This window comes from Streptomyces sp. NPDC059851 (assembly GCF_042732005.1).
Lineage (GTDB): Bacteria > Actinomycetota > Actinomycetes > Streptomycetales > Streptomycetaceae > Streptomyces.
Genome location: NZ_JBHWJJ010000008.1, coordinates 22,873 through 48,194, shown reverse-complemented (window position 1 = coordinate 48,194; position 25,322 = coordinate 22,873). Strand labels below are relative to the sequence as shown.

General features: G+C 73.2%; 19 protein-coding genes and 1 pseudogene. 12 read left to right on the top strand and 8 right to left on the bottom strand.

The window, feature by feature from the left end; all coding sequences use genetic code 11:
• Positions 1–102: 102 nt before the first annotated feature.
• Together ACFV7Q_RS04130 and ACFV7Q_RS04125 are read right to left on the bottom strand one after the other, a co-directional pair.
• On the bottom strand, positions 103–867 hold the full coding sequence (locus ACFV7Q_RS04130; RefSeq protein ID WP_385423460.1) for a glucose 1-dehydrogenase: 765 nt from the start codon (positions 865–867) through the stop codon (positions 103–105).
• Between the two features lie 141 nt (positions 868–1,008).
• Positions 1,009–1,713 carry a vancomycin high temperature exclusion protein gene (locus ACFV7Q_RS04125; RefSeq protein WP_385423348.1) on the bottom strand — a complete coding sequence of 235 codons (705 nt, stop codon included), beginning with the start codon at positions 1,711–1,713 and terminating at the stop codon, positions 1,009–1,011.
• Between the two features lie 501 nt (positions 1,714–2,214).
• Here ACFV7Q_RS04125 and ACFV7Q_RS04120 point away from each other — a divergent pair.
• The 4 genes from ACFV7Q_RS04120 (at position 2,215) to dnaG (ending at position 7,700) form a co-directional block, all read left to right on the top strand.
• Positions 2,215–2,934, top strand: a complete 720-nt coding sequence (locus tag ACFV7Q_RS04120; protein ID WP_385423346.1) for a sirohydrochlorin chelatase — start codon at positions 2,215–2,217, stop codon at positions 2,932–2,934.
• 56 nt (positions 2,935–2,990) lie between these two features.
• Positions 2,991–4,388: a deoxyguanosinetriphosphate triphosphohydrolase gene (locus ACFV7Q_RS04115; RefSeq protein ID WP_385423344.1), complete on the top strand. Its 1,398-nt coding sequence runs from the start codon at positions 2,991–2,993 to the stop codon at positions 4,386–4,388.
• Positions 4,389–4,481: 93 nt separating this feature from the next.
• Positions 4,482–5,756, top strand: a complete 1,275-nt coding sequence (locus ACFV7Q_RS04110) for an NAD(P)/FAD-dependent oxidoreductase (protein ID WP_385423342.1) — start codon at positions 4,482–4,484, stop codon at positions 5,754–5,756.
• A 33-nt stretch (positions 5,757–5,789) separates the two neighbouring features.
• Positions 5,790–7,700: a DNA primase gene (gene dnaG, locus ACFV7Q_RS04105; protein WP_385423340.1), complete on the top strand. Its 1,911-nt coding sequence runs from the start codon at positions 5,790–5,792 to the stop codon at positions 7,698–7,700.
• 19 nt (positions 7,701–7,719) lie between these two features.
• Here the strand turns inward: dnaG and ACFV7Q_RS04100 are convergent, their stop codons facing one another.
• Complete coding sequence (locus ACFV7Q_RS04100) at positions 7,720–8,205, bottom strand: gamma-glutamylcyclotransferase family protein (RefSeq protein ID WP_385423338.1); 486 nt, start codon at positions 8,203–8,205, stop codon at positions 7,720–7,722.
• A gap of 272 nt (positions 8,206–8,477) precedes the next feature.
• On the opposite strand from ACFV7Q_RS04100, the gene ACFV7Q_RS04095 reads away from it, so the two are divergent.
• The 5 genes from ACFV7Q_RS04095 (at position 8,478) to nirD (ending at position 14,226) form a co-directional block, all read left to right on the top strand.
• A complete protein-coding gene (locus ACFV7Q_RS04095; protein WP_385423336.1) occupies positions 8,478–9,044 on the top strand; it encodes a hypothetical protein in 567 nt (188 codons plus the stop codon).
• Positions 9,045–9,181: 137 nt separating this feature from the next.
• The gene (locus ACFV7Q_RS04090; protein WP_385423334.1) at positions 9,182–9,808 is read left to right on the top strand and encodes a class F sortase; all 627 of its coding nucleotides are present in this window, start codon (positions 9,182–9,184) and stop codon (positions 9,806–9,808) included.
• 118 nt (positions 9,809–9,926) lie between these two features.
• Entirely contained in the window at positions 9,927–11,318 is a 1,392-nt protein-coding gene (locus tag ACFV7Q_RS04085) for an NAD(P)/FAD-dependent oxidoreductase (protein ID WP_385423332.1), read from the top strand.
• 2 nt (positions 11,319–11,320) lie between these two features.
• Positions 11,321–13,870, top strand: a complete 2,550-nt coding sequence (gene nirB, locus ACFV7Q_RS04080) for a nitrite reductase large subunit NirB (protein WP_385423330.1) — start codon at positions 11,321–11,323, stop codon at positions 13,868–13,870.
• Positions 13,867–14,226, top strand: a complete 360-nt coding sequence (gene nirD / locus ACFV7Q_RS04075; protein ID WP_385423328.1) for a nitrite reductase small subunit NirD — start codon at positions 13,867–13,869, stop codon at positions 14,224–14,226. The genes nirB and nirD overlap by 4 nt, the downstream gene beginning before the upstream one ends.
• Before the next feature lie 109 nt (positions 14,227–14,335).
• On the opposite strand, the pseudogene ACFV7Q_RS04070 reads toward nirD, so the two are convergent.
• From ACFV7Q_RS04070 to dusB, 5 genes and pseudogenes are all read right to left on the bottom strand, one after another.
• Positions 14,336–15,313: pseudogene (locus ACFV7Q_RS04070) on the bottom strand (endonuclease/exonuclease/phosphatase family protein); the annotation flags it as partial.
• Between the two features lie 175 nt (positions 15,314–15,488).
• Positions 15,489–15,950 (bottom strand): group III truncated hemoglobin, encoded by a 462-nt coding sequence (locus ACFV7Q_RS04065; protein WP_385423326.1) that lies wholly within the window; start codon positions 15,948–15,950, stop codon positions 15,489–15,491.
• 345 nt (positions 15,951–16,295) lie between these two features.
• The gene (locus tag ACFV7Q_RS04060) at positions 16,296–17,348 is read right to left on the bottom strand and encodes a helix-turn-helix domain-containing protein (protein WP_385423324.1); all 1,053 of its coding nucleotides are present in this window, start codon (positions 17,346–17,348) and stop codon (positions 16,296–16,298) included.
• Positions 17,349–17,738: 390 nt separating this feature from the next.
• Positions 17,739–20,447: a pyruvate, phosphate dikinase gene (gene ppdK / locus ACFV7Q_RS04055; protein ID WP_385423322.1), complete on the bottom strand. Its 2,709-nt coding sequence runs from the start codon at positions 20,445–20,447 to the stop codon at positions 17,739–17,741.
• Positions 20,448–20,823: 376 nt separating this feature from the next.
• Positions 20,824–21,966 (bottom strand): tRNA dihydrouridine synthase DusB, encoded by a 1,143-nt coding sequence (gene dusB / locus ACFV7Q_RS04050; protein ID WP_385423320.1) that lies wholly within the window; start codon positions 21,964–21,966, stop codon positions 20,824–20,826.
• Between the two features lie 64 nt (positions 21,967–22,030).
• Between dusB and ACFV7Q_RS04045 the strand changes: the two genes are divergently transcribed.
• From ACFV7Q_RS04045 to ACFV7Q_RS04035, 3 genes are all read left to right on the top strand, one after another.
• Positions 22,031–23,479 carry an MFS transporter gene (locus ACFV7Q_RS04045; RefSeq protein WP_385423318.1) on the top strand — a complete coding sequence of 483 codons (1,449 nt, stop codon included), beginning with the start codon at positions 22,031–22,033 and terminating at the stop codon, positions 23,477–23,479.
• Between the two features lie 123 nt (positions 23,480–23,602).
• Complete coding sequence (locus ACFV7Q_RS04040; protein WP_385423316.1) at positions 23,603–24,643, top strand: aldo/keto reductase; 1,041 nt, start codon at positions 23,603–23,605, stop codon at positions 24,641–24,643.
• A 21-nt stretch (positions 24,644–24,664) separates the two neighbouring features.
• Entirely contained in the window at positions 24,665–25,258 is a 594-nt protein-coding gene (locus tag ACFV7Q_RS04035) for a TetR/AcrR family transcriptional regulator (RefSeq protein WP_385423314.1), read from the top strand.
• The last annotated feature ends 64 nt before the right edge of the window (positions 25,259–25,322 follow it).

The window sequence follows — 25,322 nt, the reverse complement described above, 5'->3', positions numbered from 1 at the left end:
CGGCGGTCCCTGGAGCCCGGCCCGGGCGTCGCCGCGTTACCCGGCGCCCCGGCCGGCCGTCCGGGCCCGGATCCCCCCGGGCCGCCGGGACCGCCCGGGCCGTTACCGGCCGGTCAAGTCCCGCACGGTCAGGCCGGCCGTCCAGCCGCCGTCGACCGCCAGCTCGGCGCCGGTGACGTACGCGGCGGCGTCGGAGAGCAGGAAGGCGACCGCGGCGGCCGTCTCCTCGGGGGCTCCGACCCGGCCCAAGGGGGCACCGGGGAAGTTGCCCGCGCCGGGCCGGATGCCGATCTGCGCCGTCATCGGGGTCAGCGTCATCCCGGGGTGTACGGAGTTGACCCGGATCCCCGCCTCGGCGAGCTCCACCGCGCCGATCCTGGACAGGCCGCGCACGCCCCATTTGGAGGCGCCGTACCCGGCGGTGAGGGCCATGCCGGTGAGGCCGGCCGCCGAGGAGATGTTGACGATGGAGCCGCCGCCGTTCGCCCGCAGCAGCGGGATCGCGGTCCGGATGCCGATGAACACGCCGACCAGGTTGGTCTCCACGACCCGGCGGAAGTGCTCGACACTCTCCTCTTCCAGGAGCGTGCCGGCGGCTATGCCCGCGTTGTTGACCAGTCCGTCGAGCCGGCCGAACTCGGCCACGGCGTGGTCGAGGGCGGCCTGCCAGTCGGACTCGCTGGTGACGTCGTGCCGCAGGAACCGCGCCGCGCTGCCGAGCTCGGCGGCCGTCCGTGCGCCCTCCGCCTCCAGCACGTCGGTGATCAGCACCCGGCCCCCGCCGTCCGCGACGGCCCGCGCCGCCGCCGCGCCCAGCCCCCGGGCCCCGCCGGTGACGACCACGGCCTTGCCGCTCAGATCCACCACTGCCACGCTTACCCACCCCTGCCTTCGCACCCGACCGGTCCACGCTTACCCACCCCTGCCTTCGCACGCGACCGGTCCGCGGCTACCCGGCGCGGCTCCGCAGCGAGGACCGCCGGCAGCGGCCCGCCCGGCAGCGCCGCGTCAGTCTCGCAGAGCGCCCAGGGCCCGGGACACCCCCTGCTCCTTAGGCCCGAGGAAGTGCGGCTGCGGCTTGAAGGCCGCGTCCAGAGCCGCCTTGCTCGCCGCGAACACCTCGCGGGTGCCGCCGTAGTACCAGGTCGCGTCGTGCTCGTCGTCCACACCGACCCCGTGCGACTCCACGCCCGCCGCCTGGCACAGGGCGACGGCCCGGCGTATGTGGAAGCCCTGGCTGATCAGCACCGCCCGCTCGACCCCGAATATCTCCCGGGCCCTGACGCACGAGTCCCACGTGTCGAAGCCCGCGTAGTCGCTGACGATGTGCGCGTCCGGCACCCCGTGCGCCGTGAGGTACGTCCGCATCGAGCTCGGCTCGTCGTACTCGGTGCGGCTGTTGTCCCCCGTGACGAGGACGACCTTCACCTTGCCGGTGCGGTACAGCTCCACCGCCGCGTCGAGCCGGCGGGCCAGGTACGGGGTGGGCTGGCCGTGCCACAGCCCCGCCCCGAACACCACCGCCACCTCGGCGGGCGGTGCGTCGGCCGTGCCGTGCAGCCGGTCCGCGGCCACCGCGTGCGTCCACGCCGACGGCAGCAGCGCCAGCACGCAGCCCGCCATCACCGCCTGCACCGCACCCCGTCGACCCCGCACTCCGCGCGGCAGCCGCGACCACAACGCCGCTGCCGTCTTCCTCGCCCGGTCCCGCATGCCCCTGCTCCCCGTGGTCCTCGTGTGGCCCGTGGTCCTCATGCCCGATCCCCCCTCCGCTCACCTCGGCCGCCCCGTCCGCGCACGCAGCCGACGTGCCCTGCCGGCTTGCCCAGCCGACCCGCCCGTCCGGATGCCCGCGCCTCGCACGCACCGTGGTGCACAGGCCGTTCGTACGCGTCGTTCGCACGCGCCGTTCGTACGCGTCGTTCGCACACATTGACGATCAAGCCGGCGGCCCGGGTTCCCCACCCCCGCTCTTTCACTCGGACGAATGACCGAGTGAGCACCTTGCAAACACCCGTCATCCCTGCGCAACGCCCCTGCAACCTGCACCCCGCAGGATCGGTTCATGACGGAGCCGGTGCACCCTCCCGAGTCCCCTTCCCTCCCGCTTCCCGCCGCCACGGCCGCTGAGCTGCTGTCCCGGATCACCGTCCAACTCGGCACGCAGCTGCGCGGACTGCGCCCGCCGGGGGCCCCGTCCCACGGAGTCCACGCATGCAGCCCACCCTCGTCGCCGTCGCCCACGGCAGCCGCGACCCGCGCGCCCTGCCCACCGTGCAGGCCCTGCTCGACCGGATCCGCGAGCTCCGCCCCCGCCTCGACGTCCGTCTCGGCCACATCGAGCTGAACCGGCCCCTGCTCGCCGACACCCTGCGGCGCACCCCCGGCCCGGCCGTGCTGGTCCCCCTGCTCCTCGGCCGCGGGTACCACGTCAAGCGGGACATCCCCGCAGCCGCGGCCCGGCACGCCGACGCCCGGGTCGCCGCGCCGCTCGGCCCGCACCCGCTGCTCGTCGAGGCCCTCCGCGAGCGCCTCCTGGAGGCGGGCTGGAGCCCGGACGCCCACACCGCCGTCGTGCTCGCCGCCGCCGGCTCGCGCGACCCCGACGCAGCGGCCGACACCCGGCGCACCGCCGCCCTGCTCTCCGAGCGCCTCGGCGGGACGGCCGTCGTCGCGGCCTACGCCTCCGCCGCGGCGCCCGCCGTGTCCGACGCGGTCCGGGCCCTGGCCGCCCGCGGCCACCACCGGGTGGCCGTGGCCTCGTACTTCACCGCCCCGGGACGTTTCTCCGTGCAGAGCGCGGCCGCCGCGACCGGCCCGGCGGCCGCTCCGCTCGGCGACCACCCTGCGCTGGCCCGGCTCGTGCTGCGGCGCTACGACGAGGCCCTGGCCGCCCGCCGGGCCCGGACCCCGCTGGAACTCGCCACCGCCTGAGGGCCGCGCGGGTTCGGTTTGCTCGGATTGTCGGTGCCGCCGGTTACCGTCGGACCATGGAAGGCATGGCAGGCACCGCACCCGTCCGTCCGCACGGCCCCGCCGACCCCGGAGGCGTCGGGGGCCCAGCAGGCCCCGGTGCTCCCGGCGGCCCCGGAGGCCACTACTCCCCTGCCGACACCGAGCGCTGGGCCCCCGAGCCCGACAAGCGCCCCGGCCGGACCGCCTTCCAGCGCGACCGGGCCCGCGTGCTGCACTCGGCCGCGCTGCGCCGCCTCGCCGGGAAGACCCAGGTCGTCACCCCGGGCAGCCGCTCGTACGACTGGGACGCCAGCCCCCGCACCCGCCTGACGCACTCCCTGGAGTGCGCCCAGGTCGGCCGCGAGCTCGGCGCGGCCCTCGGCTGCGACCCCGACCTGGTCGAGGCCGCCTGCCTCTCGCACGACATGGGCCACCCGCCCTTCGGACACAACGGCGAGGAGGCGCTGAACGAGTTCGCCAAGGACTGCGGCGGCTTCGAGGGCAACGCCCAGTCGCTGCGCCTGCTGACCCGCCTGGAGCCGAAACGGTTCACGGCCGATCCGGCGACCGGCGGCCCCCTCAGCGTCGGCCTCAACCTCACCCGGGCCTGCCTCGACGCCGCCACCAAGTACCCCTGGCCCCGCGGCGGCCACCCCACCGACCCCGACTCGGTCAAGTTCGGCGCGTACGAGGACGACCTGCCCGTCTTCGCGTGGCTGCGGCGCGGCGCGCCCGCCGACCGCAAGTGCTTCGAGGCGCAGGTCATGGACTGGTCGGACGACGTCGCCTACTCCGTCCACGACTTCGAGGACGGCCTGCACGCAGGGCACATCGACCCCAACCTCCTGTTCGCCGAGCCCGAGCGCGCCGCGATCCGGCAGGTCGCGATCGGCCGGTACGTCCCCGCCGGCACCGACCCGGAGGAGCTCCGCGAGGCCCTCGACCGGCTGATGGAGCAGGAGTGGTGGCCGCACGGCTACGACGGCTCGGCCGTCGCCCAGGCCCGCCTGAAGGACGCCACCAGCCAGCTGATCGGCCGGTTCTGCCTGGCCGCCGAGGGTGCCACCCGCGAGGCGTACGGCTCCGGCCGGCTGACCCGGTACGCGGCGGAGCTGGTCGTCCCGCGCGAGACGCGCAACGAGTGCGCCGTCCTCAAGGCGGTCGCCGACCTGTACGTGATGCAGCGCGACGAGCAGGAGCGGCTCCGCGCCGACCAGCGCATCGTCCTGGCCGAACTCGCCGAGGCGCTGCTCGTCCGCGCGCCCGAGGGCCTGGACCCGCAGTTCCGTGCGATCTTCGACGCGGCCACGGACGACAAGGCGCGCAAACGCGCGGTCATCGACCAGATCGCGTGTCTGACGGACGCATCGGCGCGCTCCCTGCACGCCCGGCTCACCCGCCGCACCAGCCGCACCAGCCGCGCCGAAGGGTGATCCGATCGGGCCACTCCCCCTTCACGCGGCAGGCTCGGTGCGGGACGCTCGCATGTGGTCGCAAGTGGCGGTGAGGTTATGAGGAGGCATCAGGTGGTCGACGCACACCGGACGTTCGTCATCGTCGGCGCAGGTCTGGCTGGGGCCAAGGCGGCGGAGACGCTGAGGTCCGAGGGGTTCACGGGGCGGGTGATCCTGATCGGAGACGAGCGCGACCACCCCTACGAACGGCCCCCGCTGTCCAAGGGCTACCTCCAGGGCAAGGAGGAGCGCGACAGCGTCTTCGTCCACGAGGCGTCCTGGTACGCCCGCGCCGACATCGAGCTGCACCTCGGCCAGCCCGCGGTGCACCTGGACCGGGAGTCGAAGAAGGTCGTCCTCGGCGACGGCACCGCGCTGCACTACGACAAGCTGCTCCTGGCCACCGGGGCCGAGCCGCGCCGCATGGACATCCCGGGCACCGGGCTGGCCGGGGTACACCACCTGCGCCGGCTCGCGCACGCCGAACGGCTGCGAGCCGTCCTGGCCGGCCTCGGCCGGGACAACGGCCACCTCCTGATCGCCGGCGCGGGCTGGATCGGCCTGGAGGTCGCCGCCGCGGCCCGCGAGTACGGGGCGGAGGTCACCGTGGTCGAGCCGCTGGCCACTCCGCTGCACGGGGTGCTCGGCCCTGAGATCGGCCGGCTCTTCGCCGACCTGCACGCCGAGCACGGGGTCCGCTTCCACTTCGAGACCCGCCTCACCGAGATCGTCGGGCACGACGGCATGGTGCTCGCCGCCCGCACGGACACCGGGGAGGAGCTTCCGGCGCACGCGGTGCTCGCCGCGATCGGCGCCGCCCCGCGGACGGCGCTGGCCGAGACCTCCGGACTGGCCCTGGTCGACCGGGAGCACGGCGGCGGTATCGCGGTGGACGCCTCGCTGCGCACCTCGGACCCGGACGTCTACGCGGCCGGGGACGTGGCCGCCGCCCACCACCCGCTGCTGGGAACCCGGCTGCGCGTCGAGCACTGGGCGAACGCCCTCAACGGCGGTCCGGCCGCCGCGCGGTCCATGCTGGGGCAGGAGATCAGCTACGACCGGGTGCCGTACTTCTTCTCGGACCAGTACGACGTGGGCCTGGAGTACTCGGGGTACGCGCCGGCGGGCGGCTACGACCAGGTCTTGATCCGCGGTGACGCGGCCAAGCGGGAGTTCATCGCCTTCTGGCTGTCGGACGGGCGGGTGCTGGCCGGTATGAACGTGAACGTGTGGGACGTCACGAACGACATCCAGGCCCTGATCAGGTCGAAGGAGCAGGTCAACCGCGAGGCCCTGGCGGACCCGGGGGTTCCGCTCAGCTCGCTCGTGGCGGGCCGGGGCGCCTGAGGGTTTCCCCGCGTCCGGCCGTAGACTTCACGGGTGGCAGGACGGATCAACGACGACGACGTGAAGGCAGTGCGGGACGCGGTCCCGATCGACGCCGTGGTCTCCGACTACCTGCAGCTGCGCAACGCCGGAGGCGGCAACCTCAAGGGCCTGTGCCCCTTCCACGACGAGAAGTCCCCGTCCTTCCAGGTCAGCCCCAGCAAGGGCCTCTACCACTGCTTCGGCTGCCAGGCGGGCGGGGACACCCTCGACTTCGTCATGAAGATCGACCACCTGTCGTTCTCCGAGGCGGTCGAGCGGCTGGCCGCCCAGGCGGGCATCACCCTGCGTTACGAAGAGGGCGGCTACACCGCGGGCACCAGCGGCCGCGGCGAGCGGATCCGCCTGGTCGAGGCGCACAAGGCGGCCGCCCAGTTCTACATCGACCAGCTGAACGGCCCCGAGGCGGAGATCGCCCGCAGGTTCCTGGCCGAGCGCGGTTTCGACCAGGCCGCGGCCACGTACTTCAGCGTCGGCTACAGCCCGGCCGGCTGGGACCACCTGACCCGCTTCCTGCGCGGCAAGGGCTTCACCGACCGGGAGCTGATCACCTCGGGCCTGGCCCAGGACAGCCGCAGCGGCAAGCCCATCGACCGCTTCCGCGGTCGGCTCATGTGGCCGATCCGCGACATCAGCGGCGAGGTGGTCGGCTTCGGCGCGCGCAAGCTGCGCGAGGACGACAACGGCCCGAAGTACCTGAACACGCCCGAGACGGCGATCTACAAGAAGTCCCAGGTGCTGTACGGAATCGACCTGGCGAAGAAGGAGATCGCGAAGACCTCGCGGGCGGTGGTCGTCGAGGGGTACACCGACGTGATGGCCTGCCACCTGGCCGGGGTCACCACCGCGATCGCGACCTGCGGCACCGCCTTCGGTGGTGAGCACGTCAAGATCCTGCGCCGGCTGCTGATGGACAACGCCACCGCCGAGGTGATCTTCACCTTCGACGGCGACGCCGCAGGGCAGAAGGCCGCCCTGCGTGCCTTCGAGGACGACCAGAAGTTCGCCGCCGAGACCTCCATCGCCATCACCCCCGGCGGCATGGACCCCTGCGACCTGCGCCTGGCCCAGGGCGACGAGGCCGTGGCCTCGCTCGTGGACTCGCGCACTCCGCTGTTCGAGTTCGCGCTGCGGCACATCGTGTCCCGGCACAACCTGGAGAACCCGGCGGGCCGGGCGGCCGCGCTCGACGAGGCCGCCCCGGTCGTCGCCGGCATCAAGAACATCGCGATCCAGCACGAGTCGGCGGTCCAGCTGGCGGGCATGCTCGGCATCCGCGACGAGCAGTTCGTGGTCAAGCGGGTCGCGCAGCTGGCCCGCTGGGCGCGCGAGCGCGGCGGCAGGCCCGGCGCCGGGGACCGGCCTCCGGCCGCCCCGGGCCGCACGTACGAGGCCGTGCCGGCGCCGGCCGCCCCCGCGGGGGGTCCCGCGCTCAACCTGCGCAACCCGGTCCACGTGACGGAGCGCGAACTGCTGAAGCTGGCGCTGCAGCGGCCCGAGCTGGTCTCACCGGCCTTCGACGCCTACGGGGTGGACGAATTCACCGCCCCGCCGTACGCGGCCGTCCGCCAGGCGATCCAGGACGCGGGCGGGGTCTCGCCCGGCGGCGACGACTACCTGGCCCGGGTCCGTGAGGCGGCGCCGAACGACACGGTCCGCGCGCTGGTCACCGAGCTGGCCGTGGAAGCCATCCGCTCCCGGACGGTCGACGAGGGATACGCCGGGGTCCAGCTGGTCCAGGTCCGGTTGCGCGCGGTCGACCGCCGGGTCCACGAGATCACCGGCACGATGGCCCGGCTGGGCCCGCATGCGCCGCCGGAACAGCTGGCGGCGATCCAGGAGGAGCTGTGGGTCCTCCAGCAGTACGGCCAGCGGCTGCGCAACCGCGGCGCCGAAGGGCTGTAGCGGCCGCGGGAACGGCTAGCTAGCCGTTCTGTTCGGGGAGGGTCCGGCGCGGCGTCCGGCGGCCCAGCCAGTCGCCGCCGGGTATCTCCCTGCCCGACTCGCGCAGCCTGCGGGCCAGCGGCGGGGCCGCCAGGTAGACCCACGCGGGGGAGCGCGTGCCGTCCGGGCGGACCGCGTCGCACCGAACCCGGTCGTAGACGTTCAGCGGCATGCCGGGGCCGTGGTACTCCTCCAGGCGGTCCAGTTGGGCCAGCAGCGTCTCGTACGCGCCCGGCGCGGCGGTGATCAGCTCACCCACGATCTCCGACCCCGCCCGCCGGACGGCGTACGGGTAGCCGGGGCCGTCGTACAGGAGCGCGCCGGGGAGCCGGGCGGGCTCCTCGGCCGAGGTCCGACCGCGCAGGAACAGGGCGTGGTTGACCTCGCCGGGCCGCAGGGTCCCGTACACGAAGAAGGGCAGCGCGGCGGTCGCCGGCCCGCCGCCTCCGCCGGTCGCTGATGTCACGGGCCCTCCCTCTCGTTCTCCCGGACCCGGGCCGGGGCTCCCCGGGCCCTCCACCGTACGCGTCGTTGCGGGCGGGATCTGGCGGCACCCGGCCCCGGGCGGGGAGCCGCAGCCGGTCCCCCGGACGGACGGAGTCCCCCATATGGCCTAATGGGCGGCCGTGACCTGCGGGAATGCCGACCGCACGACCCGAGCTGACATGCCATCAGCAGGCGGGGGATCGCGGGGAGGGGTTACCACGGGAGCACGACCCCGTGTCTCCAGGAGCCACCATGCGCCGTCGCACCGCCCATGTGCTCACCGCCACCGCGCTGACCGCCGCCGCGTTCGCCGGCCCGGTCGCCGGTGCGGTCGCGGGTGGGGCCGCGGGCCGGGCCGCCGCCGCGCACCACAGCAGGGCCGACGCCGCCCCGGGCGACTTCGCCGTGCTGGAGGTCTGGCCCGCGTCGGCCGCACCCGGGGCCACGGTCACCGCGAACACCACGGCCTGCGGGCCGGACGGGCACGCCGACGGCGACGCCACCATGGTCGGCGGCGGCCGCTTCAAGCTGGTGCCCGGTACGCACGAGGAGGTGGTCGTCGGGCAGTTCCAGGTCGCCCGCGACACCCGCCCGGGCAGGTACAGCATCGGCGCGACCTGCGCCGACGGAAAGTACGCCACCGGGGACCTGGTCATCACCGAGCGCGGCCCGCAGGGCCACGTTCGCACCGGGGTGGGTGGTGGGACGACCACCACCGCGAGCCCCGTCCGGATCACGGCGGGAGCGGCAGTGCTGGCCGCGGCCGCCGTCGGCGGTACCTGGCTCCTGCGTCGCCGGGCGAGCGGCACGCGGAGCTGACGGGCGCCCACCGCGGCTGCGGCCGCGGTCCCGACCGGTACCGCCCCCCGTCGCCCGCCCCGCGAGGTCCCCCCGTTCGCGGGGCCGGGCGACGGCCCGTCACACGCAGAGCACGCCGTACACCAAGGGGGCATCGCATGGGCGCCAGCCAGGCCGGCCGCGGCGGGCTCGTCGCGCTCACCGCCTGCATCGGCATCTGGCTCGTCGGCACCGGCTCCGGCGAACCGGTGCGGCCCCCGCTCCCCTCCCCCGCCGAGGCCCTGAGCGGCAGCGGGCAGGCCCGGTACCCGGGCAGCATCGACCCGCTTCCCGGATCCCCGCCGACCCGGATCCGGATCCCGTCCATCCGCGTGGACGCTCCGCTGACCGGCCTCGGCCTGGCCCGCGACGGAAGCCTCGACGTGCCGCCGCCGGCCCGCCGCGACCTGGCGGGCTGGTACCGGGAGGGCACCACCCCGGGAGCCGTGGGCACGGCCGTCGTCGTCGGCCACGTCGACCACGCCTCCGGGCCGGCGGTCTTCTACCGGCTGGGCGCGCTGCGCCGCGGGGACGCCGTCGAGGTGCGGCGCGCGGACGGGCGTACGGCCGTGTTCACCGTCCACGCGGTCGAGGTGTACGACGCGGAGCACTTCCCGGACGCGCGCGTGTACGGGCCCTCGCAGCGCGCCGAGCTGCGGGTGATCACGTGCGGCGGCGACTTCTCGCCCCGGACCGGATACCAGGGCAACGTGGTCGTCTTCGCCCACCTCACGGGCACGTACTGACGGCCCGTACCGGGCCGGGGAGGCCTCACCGCCCCCCGGCCACCGCGCTGAGGTGGGCGTTCCGTTCGGGTAACAAGCGCGATGTCGAGGGGAAACAGCCGCCGCGCACGCTCGTGTCATGACCTCGGAACAGCAGCGTGTGGTGGTGATCGGCGGCGGCCTCGCAGGCGTCAGGCTCGCACAGCGGCTGGGTGCTTGCCCGGCCGCGCGGGTCACCGTGCTCGGCGAGGAGTCGCACGTCCCGTACAACCGGGTGCTGCTCGCCGAGGTCCTCGCCGGCCGGTACGCGCCGGAGGTCGCCGCCCTTCCGGACCCCGGCCCCGTGCTGCGGCGGGGAGTGCGGGCGGTCCGGATCGACCGTGCCGACCGGACGGTGCACTGCGACGACGGCAGCACGCAGCGGTACGACGCCCTGGTCCTGGCCACGGGCTCCAACGCCGTACTGCCGCCGCTGCGCGGACTCTTCGAGCCCGGCGGCCTCGGCCCCGCCGGGGCCGCAGCGGCCTCCCTGGCGGACCGGGAACTCCCGGACGGGGTCCACGCGTTCCGGACCATGGACGACTGCCTGGCGCTGTCGACGGCCGTAGCGGCCGGGCCGGCCGTGCGCGCGGTGGTGATCGGCGGCGGCCTGCTCGGCGTCTCCGCGGCCCGCGCGCTGGCCGAGCGGGGCGCGCAGGTGGTCCTGACCCAGCAGGGCGAGCGCCTGATGGAGCGCCAGCTCGACGCGGAGGCCTCGGCGCTGCTGCACGCCCATCTGACCGCCCTCGGCATCGAGATCCACACCGAGTGCCGGGTCCGCGGGCTGAGCACCTCCGCCGACCCCGGCACGGGAACGGGTGCCGGCACCGGCCCCGGCGCCAGCTCCGGCCGCCGCGTCACCGGCGTCGAACTCGCCGACGGCTACCGCCTCGATGCCGACCTCGTCGTCCTGGCCTGCGGCGTCCGCCCCCGCACCCGCCTGGCCCGCGCCGCCGGGCTCACCGTCCGCACCGGCATCGTGGTGGACGACCGGCTGCGGACCGACGACCCGCACATCCACGCCATCGGCGACTGCGCCGAGCACGCCGGCCGGGTGTACGGCCTGGCCGGCGCCGCCCTGGAGCAGGCCGACTCCCTCGCCGCCGTCCTGACCGACGGCCTCATGACCGGCGGGCTCCCGGCCGGCGAGCCCCCGGCCGGCGGGTCCGCGACCGGCGGCGGGGCCACCGTCCCGCCCCCCGGCTACACCGGAACCCGCGCCCTGACCCGCCTGACCCTCGCTGCCGGCGGCACCGGCCCGCTCGACCTGGCCGCCTTCGGCGAGACCACCCCGCTCCCCGGCGACGACGTGGTCCGCCTCTCGGACGCCACCCGCCGGACCTACCGGAAGGTCGTCGTCCGCGGCGACCGCCTCGTCGGCGGCGTCCTCCTCGGCGAGCTCTCCAGCGTCGGCGCCCTCGCCCGCAGCTGGGAGGACGAGGAAGTCCTGACCGATCTGTTCCACCTGCTCACCGACGACGGAGGCTCCTGATCATGGCCGCATCCACGCCCACCCCCGCCATCGTGCTCATCGGCCACGGCATGGTCGGCCAGCGCTACCTGGAGGCCCTCGCCGAGCGCGGGGCCACCGCCACGCACCGGATCACCGTCCTGTGCGAAGAGCCCCGGCCCGCCTACGACCGCGTCCACCTCACCTCGTACTTCTCCGGCAGCAGCCCCGAGGAGCTCTCCCTCACCCCCGCCGGCTTCATGGAGCAGCACGGGATCGACCTGCACGTCGGCGACCCCGCCGAAAGCATCGACCGGGAGGCCCGTACCGTCACCTCCCGCTCGGGGCGGGTGTTCCCGTACGACGTCCTCGTCCTGGCGACCGGCAGCTACCCCTTCGTGCCGCCCGTGCCCGGCAAGGACGCCCCCGGCTGCTTCGTCTACCGCACCATCGAGGACCTCCTCGCCATCGAGGAGTACGCCGCGACCTGCACCTCCGGCGCCGTCGTCGGCGGTGGTCTCCTCGGCCTGGAGGCCGCCGGCGCCCTCAACGGGCTCGGGCTCCCCACCCGGATCGTGGAGTTCGCCCCCCGCCTGATGCCCGTGCAGGTCGACGAGGGCGGCGGTGCGGCCCTGCTGCGCACCATCGAGGGCATGGGCCTGACCGTGCACACCGGCGTCGGCACCCAGGAGATCCTCACCGGCGAGGACGGCCGCGTCAGCGGAATGCTGCTCTCCGACGGCTCCACCGTCGACACCGGGATCGTCGTCTTCTCCGCCGGCGTCCGCCCCCGCGACCAGCTCGCCCGCGAGTCGGGCCTGACGGTCGGCGAGCGCGGCGGCATCGCCGTGGACTCCCGCTGCCGCACCTCCGACCCGCGCGTCTACGCCGTCGGCGAGTGCGCCCTCGCCTCCGACGGACGGGTGTACGGCCTCGTCGCCCCCGGCTACGAGATGGCCGAGACCGCCGCCGAGGACCTGCTCGGCCGGGAGAAGGAGTTCACCGGAGCGGACCTGTCCACCAAGCTGAAGCTGCTCGGCGTGGACGTGGCCTCCTTCGGCGACGCGCACGGCACCACCGAGAACAGCCTCGACGTCGTCTACTCCGACTCCCGCTCGGGCGTCTACAAGAAGCTGGTCGTCTCCCCCGACGGGGTACTGCTCGGCGGGGTCCTCGTCGGCGACGCCGACGCGTACGGGCTGCTGCGCCCGCTCACCGGCAGCGTCCCGCCCGTCAGCCCGGACCAGCTGGTGCTCCCCGCGGGCCTGTCCCCCGCCGCGCAGCTCGGCCCGTCCGCGCTCCCCGACACGGCGGTCATCTGCTCCTGCCACAACGTCACCAAGAAGGCGATCACCGCCTGCACCACCCTCCCCGAGGTCAAGAAGTGCACCAAGGCGGGCACCGGCTGCGGCGGCTGCATCAAGGTGATCGAGCAACTGCTGCCCGCCCGCGCCGACAAGGGGCTGTGCGGCTGCTTCCCGTTCACCCGCGCCGAGCTGTACGAGATCGTCCGCACCCGCCGGCTGACCTCGTACGAGCAGCTCCTCGACGGCCACGGCCGGGAGACGGCCCGCGGCGGCGACGGCTGCGAGGTCTGCAAGCCGGCGGTCGGCTCGATCATCGCCTCGCTCGCCCCCACCCTCGGCGCGAGCGGATACGTCCTCGACGGGGAGCAGGCCTCCCTCCAGGACACCAACGACCACTTCCTCGCGAACCTGCAGCGCAACGGCTCGTACTCGGTCGTCCCGCGCATCCCCGGCGGCGAGATCACCCCGGACAAACTCATCGTGATCGGTGAGGTCGCCCGCGACTTCGGCCTCTACACGAAGATCACCGGCGGGCAGCGCATCGACCTCTTCGGGGCGAGCGTGGACCAGCTCCCGAGGATCTGGGCCCGCCTCGTCGAAGCCGGCTTCGAGTCGGGGCACGCGTACGGCAAGGCGCTGCGGACCGTGAAGTCCTGCGTGGGACAGACCTGGTGCCGCTACGGGGTCCAGGACAGCGTACGGATGGCCATCGAGCTGGAGTTGCGCTACCGGGGCCTGCGCGCCCCGCACAAGCTCAAGTCGGCGGTGTCCGGCTGCACCCGCGAGTGCGCGGAGGCACAGAGCAAGGACTTCGGCGTGATCGCGACCGCGAACGGCTGGAACCTGTACGTCGGCGGGAACGGCGGGGCCACCCCGCGCCACGCCGACCTCCTCGCCCAGGACCTGTCCGACGCCGAACTGGTCCGGCTCATCGACCGGTTCCTGATGTTCTACATCCGCACCGCGGACCGCCTGGAGCGGACCTCCACCTGGCTGGACCGGCTGGAGGGCGGCCTGGACCACCTGCGGGACGTCGTCGTCCACGATTCCCTCGGGCTGTGCGATGAGCTGGAGTCGCTGATGGCGGACCACGTCGCGAACTACCGCGACGAATGGGCCGAGACCTTGGAGGACCCGGAACGGCTGCGCCGGTTCGTCTCCTTCGTCAACGCTCCCGGGGCCCCGGACCCGACGGTCCGGTTCGTGCCCGAACGCGACCAGGTCAAGCCCGACCTGGCGATCCTGACCGGCCGGCAGCCGCTGGAAGCCGTGGGAGGCACCCGATGACCGTGGAACTGCAGGTGGACGAAGGCTGGCTGACGGTGTGCGAGCTGTCCGACATGATCCCGGGTCGGGGGGTGGCGGTGCTGCTGCCCGACGGCGGGCAGGCCGCGGTGTTCCTCGGCCGCTCGGGATGGACGTACGCCATCGACAACCGGGACCCCTTCACGGGCGCGGCGGTGCTCTCGCGGGGGCTGGTGGGGTGCGTGGAGGGCAAGCCGTTCGTGGCCTCGCCGCTGCTCAAGCAGCGCTTCGACCTGGCGACGGGCCGCTGCCTGGACGACGAGGAGGTGTCGGTCCGGACCTACCCGGTGCGCACCGCGGTGACCTCGGCCGAGGCGGCACCGGCCGCGGTGGCCTAGCACCGGTCCCGGGGAGCGGCCCGCGCAGCAGGTGGGCGGCCGTGGCCGCGCCGGAGGGGCCGCATTCCGCCCAGGCCGCGGCGCCGCGCAGCATCCGGTGGTCGGAGACCGCGGGGTCGGGCGGCAGGGAGTCGCCCCGGGGGGACGTGAAGTGGCAGGCGGAGAAGAAGACGTAGTCGATCTTCTTCTCGTTCCAGGTGGGTTCCCCGGAGCGGCAGAGCGGGCCCGTCCCCGCCGCGCAGACCGCGGGGTCGAAGAACTCGGTGTCCGTCTCGTCCGCCTCGATGAAGACGCCCTGCCCGTCGTCGCCGACGGCCGGGTCGTAGAACGGCGTGAGGGTGCTGGTGCGGGGCGAGTGGTTGAAGTCTCCGCCGAGCACCACGGGTAAGCCCCGGGCCACCCAGGCCTCGGCCCGGGAGGCGAGCTCCTCCGCCTCCGGGGCGGCGAGCGTGCCGTCGTCCCAGTACAGGTGGACGGAGCAGGCCCAGGTGGTCCGGCCCTGGAGCAGGGTGCGCACGCACGGCACGGTGATGGGCTCGGTCTCGCCCCCGACGGTGAGGTCGAGCTCCGCGCTGTCCGTGACCGGCCCCTTGACCAGGACCGCGTTGCCGTAGTCGGCGCCGCCGCAGACGGACGGCCTGCCGGCCAGGGTGGCGCCGTAGGAGCCGTGGAAGCCGAGCGGGGCGAGCTGGCGGAGGATCTCGTCGTACTGGGGGCGGCAGACCTCCTGGAGGAAGACCTGGTCGGCGTTCCAGGTGCTGGCGACGGCCTGGGCGACGACGGTGTCGATCCGCCGCTGGTCGTCGTACGGGGCCGCGCCGCAGACGTTGCCGCAGATGTTGTAGCTGACGAAGCGGAGGGCGGGGGCGGTCTCGGGGGTGACCGTGTCGGCGCGGGCGGGCCCCGCGAAGGCCGCCGCCCCGGCGAACGCGATGGCCAGGGCGAGCACGAGCACGAGGACCGGAGCGAAGGCGGGGGCGCGGACGCGGACCGGGACCGGGACACGGACCCGGACACGGACCGGGACCGGGGCCGGGGCGGCAGGGCCGGCCGCGGGAGTGCGGGAGCACAGGGGACCACGACGCATGGGGCACTCCACGGCGGCAGGGGCGGGCAGCGGGCCTCGCTGCCGCGTGACTACCCCGCCGGGGGCGTGGTCCCTCCAGGCGGTCCCCGGCGTACGGGAGCACGGGGCAGGGCCCCGGGGTCACTGCGATGCCCGGCCCGGCTTACTCCGGTCCCCGCGGGGCGGAGCCGCCCCGTCAGGCGGCCGAGCGGAGCCGCAGCGCGGCCAGCGGGACGAAGCCCGTGCCGCCCTCGCGGTGCGGCGGGGCCTCCGCTCCGGCCAGCCGCCGGTGCAGGGCCAGGGCGATCCGCTCGCCCATCGCCTTGGCCCCCTCCGCCACGGGCCCCCGGTACAGCCCGTCCACGGCGGCGCGCCAGAGCTGGACCCAGCGGCCGAAGTCCTCGGCGGTCATGGCCCGCGCCGCGTGCAGCGCGGCGTGCGGGGCGAAGGGGTCACGGTCGTAGGAGGCGCTGCGGAACAGGGCCCGCTCCCAGAAGTCGGTGATCCGGGGCAGGTGGGCGCCGAGGTCCGTGCCGGCGATCTCCGTGAAGAACGGGCCGATCCGCCCGTCGGCGAAGGCAGCCGTGTAGAAGCGCCGCAGCACGACCTCCAGGTCGGCGCGGCCCCGGATGTCGTGCTCGGCAGCGGAGGGGTCCATGGCTCCAGCATCCTCGCCGACGCGGGGGCCGACCAGGGCCCGAAGTCCCGGATCCGTCCGGGATGCGTCACATCGCTCGGGCGCCCGGTCACGCAAAGCTCGCGCCGCGGGTGGCCGCGGCCGCGTACGGGGCCCGCTCGAACGGGCGCCCGAGTGGCTTGAAATCGCCGCTGGAGGACGGATCTCGTGCCGGATTCCGAACGCGGAAGACCGGATATCGGTGCGCACGACAGCCCCGACGCGGCTTCGAACGGGAACCGCACCGGGCCGCCCCGCTCCCGTACCGGCCGCCGCACCCGCCGTACCCGGGCCGTGCCGACCCGGGTACGGGGCTCCGGCGTACGACTATGAGGCCACCGCGCCGCCCTTGAGGAGCGCGGCCCCCAGCGGCGTCACCGTGTGCAGGACGGCGTTCCCCCGGCGCAGGGTGGTCACCAGCCCGGCCTCGCGCATCACGCAGGCGTGCTGGCTGGCGGAGGCCAGCGAGACCCCGGCCCGGCGGGCGAGCTCGCTGGTGGTGGCCCCGTCGCCGATGGCCCGCAGCACCACCGAGCGGGTGTGCCCGACGAGCTTGCCCAAAGTGCGCTGGCGCTGTTCCTCCAGGGGGCGAATCGATTCGCTTCCGGTGGGCGCCGAGGCCAGCTGCGCCGCGGCCGGGTAGACCAGCACCGGCGGCAGCTCCGGGTCGTGCAGCGTCACGGCGGTGCGCCGGCAGAAGAACGACGGCTGGAGCAGCAGCCCCCGCCCACGCAGCCACACGTCGCGGTCCACGGGGTAGTCGCACTCCAGGACCGGGGCGCGCCAACGCAACATGGGCGGCAGCGAGGCCAGCAGCTCGTCCGCGCCCCCGTCCAGCAGGGCCCGGCCGCGCGCGGCCCGCTCGGCCTCGATCTGCGCCTGGATGTGGTTCCAGTACGGGGCCACGGCCGCCCGGTGGTACCCGCGCAGCTCGGCCAGGAGTCTCGGCAGGTGCTTCGTGCCGCCGTCCATGAACTCCCGCAGCCGCCGCGGCACCGCCGTTTCGGCACCGCCGCCCGTGCCTGCGGGCATGCCGAACGCGGCACCCACCCGCGCTCCCGTCCCGAGCAGGGCCAGCTCCCGCCGGATCCGCTCCGGGTGCAGCCCGCGCAGCGCGTCGAGGCCCACGTCCCACCCGTACTGCCCCTCCACAGGGGTCAGGAAATCGGGGAAATAGCCACGACTCGGTATGAGCGCGCCGAGCAAGCGTGTTTCACCATTCAACCTACTGCGGGCTTCCGTACGCCATTCACCGAAGAGCCGGGCATCACGCCGGTCTCTTAAGCGGTGAAAACTCAGAATCGTTTCCCACAACGCATCGGGACGCCCTGCCATCCGCACGCGTGCCAGGTCCACTCCAGTGAAATGGATACGCAGCACCGAACCCCCACCTGTGCAACCGCAATCCCCCCGCCCCATGAGTATGCACGCCGTCACACGACGTCACCACGCCCTTTCGGCCACAGTTGAAACCCCTTTCGGCGGGGGCGTGACAACCGAAATGCTGTACTCCGCCAGGGACACTCCAGTGCGACCGAAACGCTCCGTGAAGGCCGTGGGGGGCTTTGCGGGGCCTGGCGGTCGGTCGCACCGGGATGCGCCGACGTGCCTGGCGGATTGACAGCAGGCGGTGGACGGGTGGGGATCCGTCCACCGCCTGCTGGCGTAAAGATTTGTTGAACCACAAAGAATTGTCCGCCTGCCCTCGGGCGTCAGGGAACCCGGGGGCAGGCGGACTGTCAGGGGCCCTCAGCGGGCCTCAGGCGGGGTTCAGCGGCTGTCGCTGCCCGTCGCCTCGGCGGCGGCACGGCCGGCCTCCAGGCGCGCCACCGGAATCCGGAAGGGCGAGCAGGAGACGTAGTCGAGGCCGACCTCGTGGAAGAAGTGGACGGACTCGGGGTCACCGCCGTGCTCGCCACAGATGCCGAGCTTGAGCTCGGGGCGGGTGGCCCGGCCGGCCTGGACCGCGCTGCGGACGAGGGCGCCGACACCGTCCTTGTCGATGGTCTCGAAGGGCGAGACCCCGAAGATGCCCTTCTCCAGGTACGCGGTGAAGAAGCTGGCCTCGACGTCGTCGCGGGAGAAGCCCCACACGGTCTGGGTCAGGTCGTTCGTACCGAAGGAGAAGAACTGCGCGGCCTCGGCGATCTGGCCGGCGGTCAGGGCGGCGCGGGGCAGCTCGATCATCGTGCCGATGGTCAGCTTGAGGTTGGCGCCGGTGGCGGCCTCCACCTCGGCGATGATGGCGTCGGCCTCCTCGCGGACGATCTCCAGCTCCTGGACGGTGCCGACGAGCGGGATCATGATCTCGGCGCGCGGGTCGCCCTTGGCGTCCTTGCGCACGGCCGCGGCCTCGGCGATCGCCCGGACCTGCATGGCGAACAGGCCGGGGATGACCAGGCCGAGACGGACACCGCGCAGGCCCAGCATCGGGTTCTGCTCGTGCAGCTTGTGCACGGCCTGGAGCAGGCGCAGGTCGTTCTCGTTGTGGTCCTTGCGGGCCTCGGCGAGGGCGACGCGCACCGACAGCTCGGTGATGTCGGGCAGGAACTCGTGCAGCGGCGGGTCGAGCAGGCGGACGGTGACGGGCAGGCCGTCCATCGCCTCGAACAGCTCGATGAAGTCCTTCTTCTGCAGCGGCAGGAGCTCGGCGAGGGCGGCCTCGCGCTCGCTCTCGGTGTCCGCGAGGATCAGGCGCTCGACCATCTCGCGGCGCTCACCGAGGAACATGTGCTCGGTGCGGCACAGGCCGATGCCCTGGGCGCCGAACCGGCGGGCGCGCAGCGCGTCCTCGGCGTTGTCGGCGTTGGCGCGCACCCGCAGCCGGCGGACGCGGTCCGCGTAGGCCATGATCCGGTGGACGGCCTGGACCAGTTCGTCGGCGTCGTCGGCGCCGGCGTGCATACGGCCCTCGAAGTACTCGACGACCGGGGACGGTACGACGGGCACCTCGCCCAGGTACACCTTGCCGGTGGAGCCGTCGATGGAGACGACGTCGCCCTCCTCGATGACCCGGTCGCCGACCGTCATGCGGCGGCGCTTGGTGTCGACGTCGAGCTCCTCGGCGCCGCAGACGCAGGTCTTGCCCATGCCGCGGGCGACGACGGCGGCGTGCGAGGTCTTGCCGCCGCGGGAGGTCAGGATGCCCTCGGAGGCGATCATGCCGTCGAGGTCGTCGGGGTTGGTCTCGCGGCGGATGAGGATGACCTTCTCGCCGGAGCGGGACCACTTGACGGCCGTGTACGAGTCGAAGACGGCCTTGCCGACCGCCGCGCCCGGGGAGGCGGCGATGCCGCGGCCGAGCAGCTCGGTCTTCGCGTCCTCGTCGAAGCGCGGGAACATCAGCTGTGCGAGCTGGTGGCCGGTGACCCGCTGGAGGGCCTCGGCCTCGTCGATCAGGCCCTGGTCGACGAGCTGGGTGGCGATGCGGAACGCGGCGCCGGCCGTGCGCTTGCCGACCCGGGTCTGGAGCATCCACAGCTGGCCGCGCTCGATCGTGAACTCGATGTCGCAGAGGTCCTTGTAGTGGGTCTCCAGCGTCTCCATGATCTGCATCAGCTGGTCGTAGGACTTCTTGTCCAGCTGCTCCAGGTCGGAGAGGGGCACCGTGTTGCGGATGCCGGCGACGACGTCCTCGCCCTGCGCGTTCTGCAGGTAGTCGCCGTAGACGCCCTGGTGGCCGCTGGCGGGGTCGCGGGTGAAGGCGACGCCGGTGCCGGAGTCGGGGCCGAGGTTGCCGAAGACCATCGAGCAGACGTTGACCGCGGTGCCCAGGTCGCCGGGGATGCGCTCCTGGCGGCGGTAGAGCTTGGCGCGGTCGGTGTTCCAGGAGTTGAAGACCGCCTCGACGGCGAGGTCGAGCTGCTCGCGGGCGTCCTGCGGGAACTCGCGGCCGGCCTCCTTCGCGACGATCTTCTTGAAGACCTTGACCAGCTTCTTCAGGTCGGCGGCGTCGAGGTCGGTGTCGACGGTGACCTTCTTGGCTTCCTTCGCCGCGTCGAGGGCGTCCTCGAAGAGCTCGCCCTCGACGCCGAGGACGGTCTTGCCGAACATCTGGATGAGGCGGCGGTACGAGTCCCACGCGAAGCGCTCGTTGTCGGCCTGGGCGGCGAGGCCGACCACGGAGGCGTCGGAGAGGCCGATGTTGAGGACGGTGTCCATCATGCCGGGCATGGAGAACTTGGCGCCGGAGCGGACGGAGACCAGGAGCGGGTCGTCCGACTGTCCGAGCTTCTTGCCCATCTTCGCTTCGAGGGCGGCGAGGTGCGCGCTGACCTCGTCGCGCAGCTCGGCCGGGGCCTCACCGCTCTCCAGGTAGACCTTGCAGGCCTCGGTGGTGATGGTGAAGCCGGGAGGGACCGGCAGACCCAGGTTGGTCATCTCGGCGAGGTTGGCTCCCTTGCCGCCGAGAAGGTCCTTGAGGTCGCGGTTCCCCTCGGTGAAGTCGTAGACGAACTTCTGGTTCTTGTTTTCCGACACGGGTCTCGACTCCTCGAGGACTCGGTGGCTGCCCTGACGGCGAGGAACATACCCAGATCGAAGGCTTCTGGGTACGTCCACTTGGCCGTCATACGGCCGTAACCACTCGTGCGCCCCCGGATCGAAAGTAACCCACGGGTAGCCCAAACCTACGAAGACCGTTCACCTCCCGAAGGGTGACACGCCCACTCCGGCTTGACTTCGCTCGAATGAGCGATCATCGATACATTTGCGTTCAAGAGTTGAACAAACAAAGGGTGGCACCCAGTGCCACCCTTTGGAAGTCTTAGCCGTGATTCTCGCGCTCATGTGAGCGCAACCCCACCCATGCGTGGCGTATGTCACGCCGCCGACGGCATAATTTGTCAGCTGATTCTCAGCCCCCGGACGTGTCCAGTTCGGCGTCCTCGCTCACTCCGGCGCAGTCGTACGGATCCTTCAACCAGCCCTCCGGGAGGACAACCCGGTTGTTTCCGGACGTCCGGCCGCGGGGGCCGTCCGCGCTCTCGGGCCAGGGCTGGTCCAGGTCCAGCTCGCTCAGATGAGCGTCGAGCTCGGCCAGGGAGGAGGTGACCGCCAGCTTCTTGCGCATCTCGGAACCCACCGAGAAGCCCTTCAGGTACCAGGCCACGTGCTTACGGAAGTCGATCACCCCGCGCGCCTCGTCGCCGATCCACTCCCCCAGCAGCTCGGCGTGCCGGTGCATGGTCGCCGCGACCTCGCGCAGCGTGGGGCGGTGGAAGTCTTCCGGGCGCCCCTCGAAGGCCGCCACGAGGTCGTTGAACAGCCACGGGCGCCCCAGGCAGCCGCGGCCCACCACGACGCCGTCGCAGCCCGTCTCGCGGACCATGCGCAGCGCGTCCTCGGCGCACCAGATGTCGCCGTTGCCCAGCACGGGGATCTCCGGGACGTGCTCCTTCAGCCGGGCGATGGCCTCCCAGTCCGCGGTGCCGCCGTAGTGCTGGGCGGTGGTGCGTCCGTGCAGGGCGATGGCGGTGACGCCCTCCTCCACCGCGATCCGGCCGGCGTCCAGGTACGTGAGGTGGTCGTCGTCGATGCCCTTGCGCATCTTCATGGTCACCGGCAGGTCGCCGGCGCCAGCGACGGCCTCGCGGAGGATGGCGCGCAGCAGGTTCCGCTTGTAGGGGAGGGCGGAGCCGCCGCCCTTGCGGGTCACCTTGGGGACCGGGCAGCCGAAGTTGAGGTCGATGTGGTCGGCGCGGTCCTCCTCGACGATCATGCGGACCGCCTTGCCGACCGTCGCGGGGTCGACCCCGTACAGCTGGATCGAGCGGGGCTTCTCGGTCTCGTCGAAGTGGATCAGCTGCATGGTCTTCTCGTTGCGCTCGACCAGCGCGCGAGTCGTGATCATCTCGCTCACGAACAGCCCCTTGCCGCCGCTGAACTCGCGGCAGAGGGTGCGGAACGGGGCGTTGGTGATGCCGGCCATGGGCGCGAGCACCACCGGGGGCTGCACGGTGTGCGGGCCGATCGCGAGGGGCGCGGGGAGCGTGGTCATCCCCCCATTGTCGCCCAGCGGCCCCTCGGCACACATCTCTTTAGTTAGGCGTACTATCGGAAGCGTGCAGGAGCCGAGCCGCCGCCGGAGGATTCTGGTGCTGGCGATCTGCTGCATGAGCCTGCTCATGGTCAGCCTCGACAGCACCGTCCTGAACGTCGCGCTGCCCTCGATGCGCCGCGAGCTGGACGCCTCGGTCGCCGGCCTGCAGTGGACGATCGACGCCTACGCCGTGGTCCTGGCCTCCCTGCTGATCCTGGCCGGCTCCACCGCGGACCGGATCGGGCGCCGCCGGGTGTTCGCCGCGGGTCTGGTCCTCTTCACGGCCGGATCGCTGCTGTGCTCGCTCGCCCCGGGGTTGCACTGGCTCGTCCCCTTCCGGATGGTGCAGGCCGCGGGCGGCTCGATGTTGAACCCCGTCGCCATGTCGATCATCACCAACACCTTCACCGACGCACGCGAACGGGCCCGCGCGATCGGCGTCTGGGGCGCGGTGGCCGGCCTGTCCATGGCGGCCGGGCCCCCGGTGGGCGGGCTGCTCGTGGACACCGTCGGCTGGCGGTCGGTCTTTTGGGTCAACCTCCCGGTCGGGCTGCTGGCCCTCGCCCTGACCCTGCGCTACGTGCCGGAGTCGCGGGCGGACCGGCCACGCCGCCCGGACCCGGTCGGCCAGCTGCTGGTCATCGCCCTGCTCGGATCGGTCACGTACGGGATCATCGAAGCGCCGTCCGCGGGCTGGGGCTCCCCGGTCATCGTCGGCTGCTTCCTCCTCGCCGCAGCCTCGCTGGTGGGGCTCCTGCTGTACGAGCGCCGGCGGCCCGAGCCGCTGATCGACCCGCGGTTCTTCCGCAGCGCCCCCTTCAGCGGGGCCACGGTGATCGCGGTCAGCGCGTTCGCCGCACTGTCCGGGTTCCTGTTCCTGAACACCCTCTACCTCCAGGACGTGCGGGGGCTGGACGCGCTCCACGCCGGGCTGTTCATGCTCCCCGTGGCCGCGCCGGCCCTGGTGTGCTCGCCCCTGTCCGGCCTGCTGGTCGCCTCCCGCGGGCCGCGGCTCCCGCTCCTGCTGGCCGGGGCCGCGATGGCCGCCAGCGGGCTGCTGTTCGCGGCGTTCCCGGCGGCCGCCTCGTACCCGCTGATGTTCACCGGGTACGCCCTGTTCGGGCTCGGCTTCGGCCTGGTCAACGCGCCCGTGACGAACACGGCCGTCTCCGGGATGCCGCGGGCGCAGGCGGGCGTCGCGGCCGCGGTCGCCTCGACGGGCCGGCAGACCGGCGCCGCGCTGGGCGTCGCCGTGATCGGCGCCGTCCTGGCGTCCGGGGGCGCGGGCGGCAACGGCGGCACCGGTGGCCTGACGGACCCCGCGCGGTTCGCCTCGGCAGCCGGACCGGCTTGGTGGATCATCACCGCCTTCGGCCTGCTCGTGCTGGTCGTGGGAGCCGCGACCAGCGGCCGCTGGGCCATGGCGACGGCCCGGCGCACGGCCCGCAGGCTGGAGCGGGCGGCGGCATAGCCACAGCGCCCACCATCGACACACCCTCCCGTTCCCCCTCGTGGACGCCCTCGCCCGCCCACCCCCCAACACCAACGGGTGACAGATATTGAAATCTGTCACCCGTCATGCCATTCTCGTTCCATGGACACGAACCAGAGCACCACTCAGACCTCCCCCCACCGCCTCCGCACCCTCGGCGCCACCGGCCCCGCCGTCTTCCCGCTCGGCCTCGGCTGCATGGGGATGTCCGCGCTCTACGGCGAGGCCGACCGGGACGAGTCGATCGCGACCATCCATGCGGCGCTGGACGCCGGCGTGACGCTGCTCGACACCGGCGACTTCTACGGAATGGGCCACAACGAGCTGCTCATCAACGAGGCCCTGCGCACCGCGCCGGCCGCCGCCCGCGAGCAGGCGCTGACCAGCGTGAAGTTCGGCGCGCTGCGCACGGTCGAGGGCGGATTCACCGGTTACGACGGCCGCCCGGAGGCGGTGAGGAACTTCTTGGCCTACTCGCTCCAGCGGCTGGGCCGGGACCACATCGACATCTACCGGATCGCCCGCGTGGACCCGGACGTGCCGATCGAGGAGACGGTGGGCGCCATCGCCGAAGCGGTCGAGGCGGGGCACGTGCGGCACATCGGCCTGTCCGAGGTCGGTGCGCAAACCCTGCGCCGGGCTGCGGCCGTGGCGCCCATCGCGGACCTCCAGATCGAGTACTCACTGGTCTCCCGCGGCATCGAGCAGGAGATCCTGCCGACCGCCCGCGAGCTCGGCATAGGCATCACCGCGTACGGGGTCCTCTCCCGTGGCCTGATCAGCGGCCACTTCCCGCGCGACCGCGAGCTGGCTCCGGGGGACTTCCGCGGTATGAGTCCCCGCTTCCAGGGCACGAACCTCCAGCGCAATCTCGACCTGGTCGAGACACTGCGCAAGGTCGCCGACGGTAGGGGCATCAGCGTGGCCCAGGCCGCCATCGCCTGGGTTCTCTCGCGCGGTGAGGACATCGTTCCGCTCGTGGGTGCCCGCCGCCGGGACCGCCTCGCCGAGGCACTCGGTGCCATGGACGTTGAGCTGACACCGGCCGACCTCACAGCCATTGAAGACGCGGTCCCGGTCGGAGCCGCCGCCGGCGAGCGCTATCCGGTGGCCCAGATGGCCCACCTCGACAGCGAGCGCTGAGGCGGCTGTACGGTCGTACCCATGTCACCCGCTGCCGCCGAGCCCCTGACCCCCGAGCGCATCCTCGAAACCACCGAGGAGGTGCTGCGCCGCTACGGCCCTACCAAGGCGACGGTGGTGGACGTGGCGCGGGCCCTGGGCGTCAGCCACGGAAGTGTCTACCGGCACTTCCCGTCGAAGGCGGCGCTACGGGAGGCCGTCACCGACCGCTGGCTCGCGAAGAGCGTCGACCGCCTGGAGGGGATCACCTCCGCTTCCGGCGAGAGCGCCCCTTCCAAGCTGGAGGCATGGCTGGAGGCCCTGTTCGACGCCAAGCGCCACAAGGCGGGTGACGATCCCGAGCTGTTCGCGACGTACACGGTGCTGCTCGCCGAGAACAGCGGGGTGGTCGACCACCACCTGAGCCAGTTGATCGCACAACTGGGCCGGATCATCGCCGAAGGGGTCGAGGCAGGCACGCTCGCCGCCGCCGACGTCCCGGCCGCCGCCCGCGCGGTGTTCGACGCCACCGGGCGCTTCCACGACCCCCAGTACGCGGCCGAGTGGAACTCGCCCACGATCACCGAGGAGTTCGAGGCGGTCACCCGCCTCGTGATCCGGGGCCTGCGCGCCTGACGCGGCCCCTACCCACCTCGGGCGCCTCAGCCCCAACCGGCCACTCCGGACGATTTGATGATCA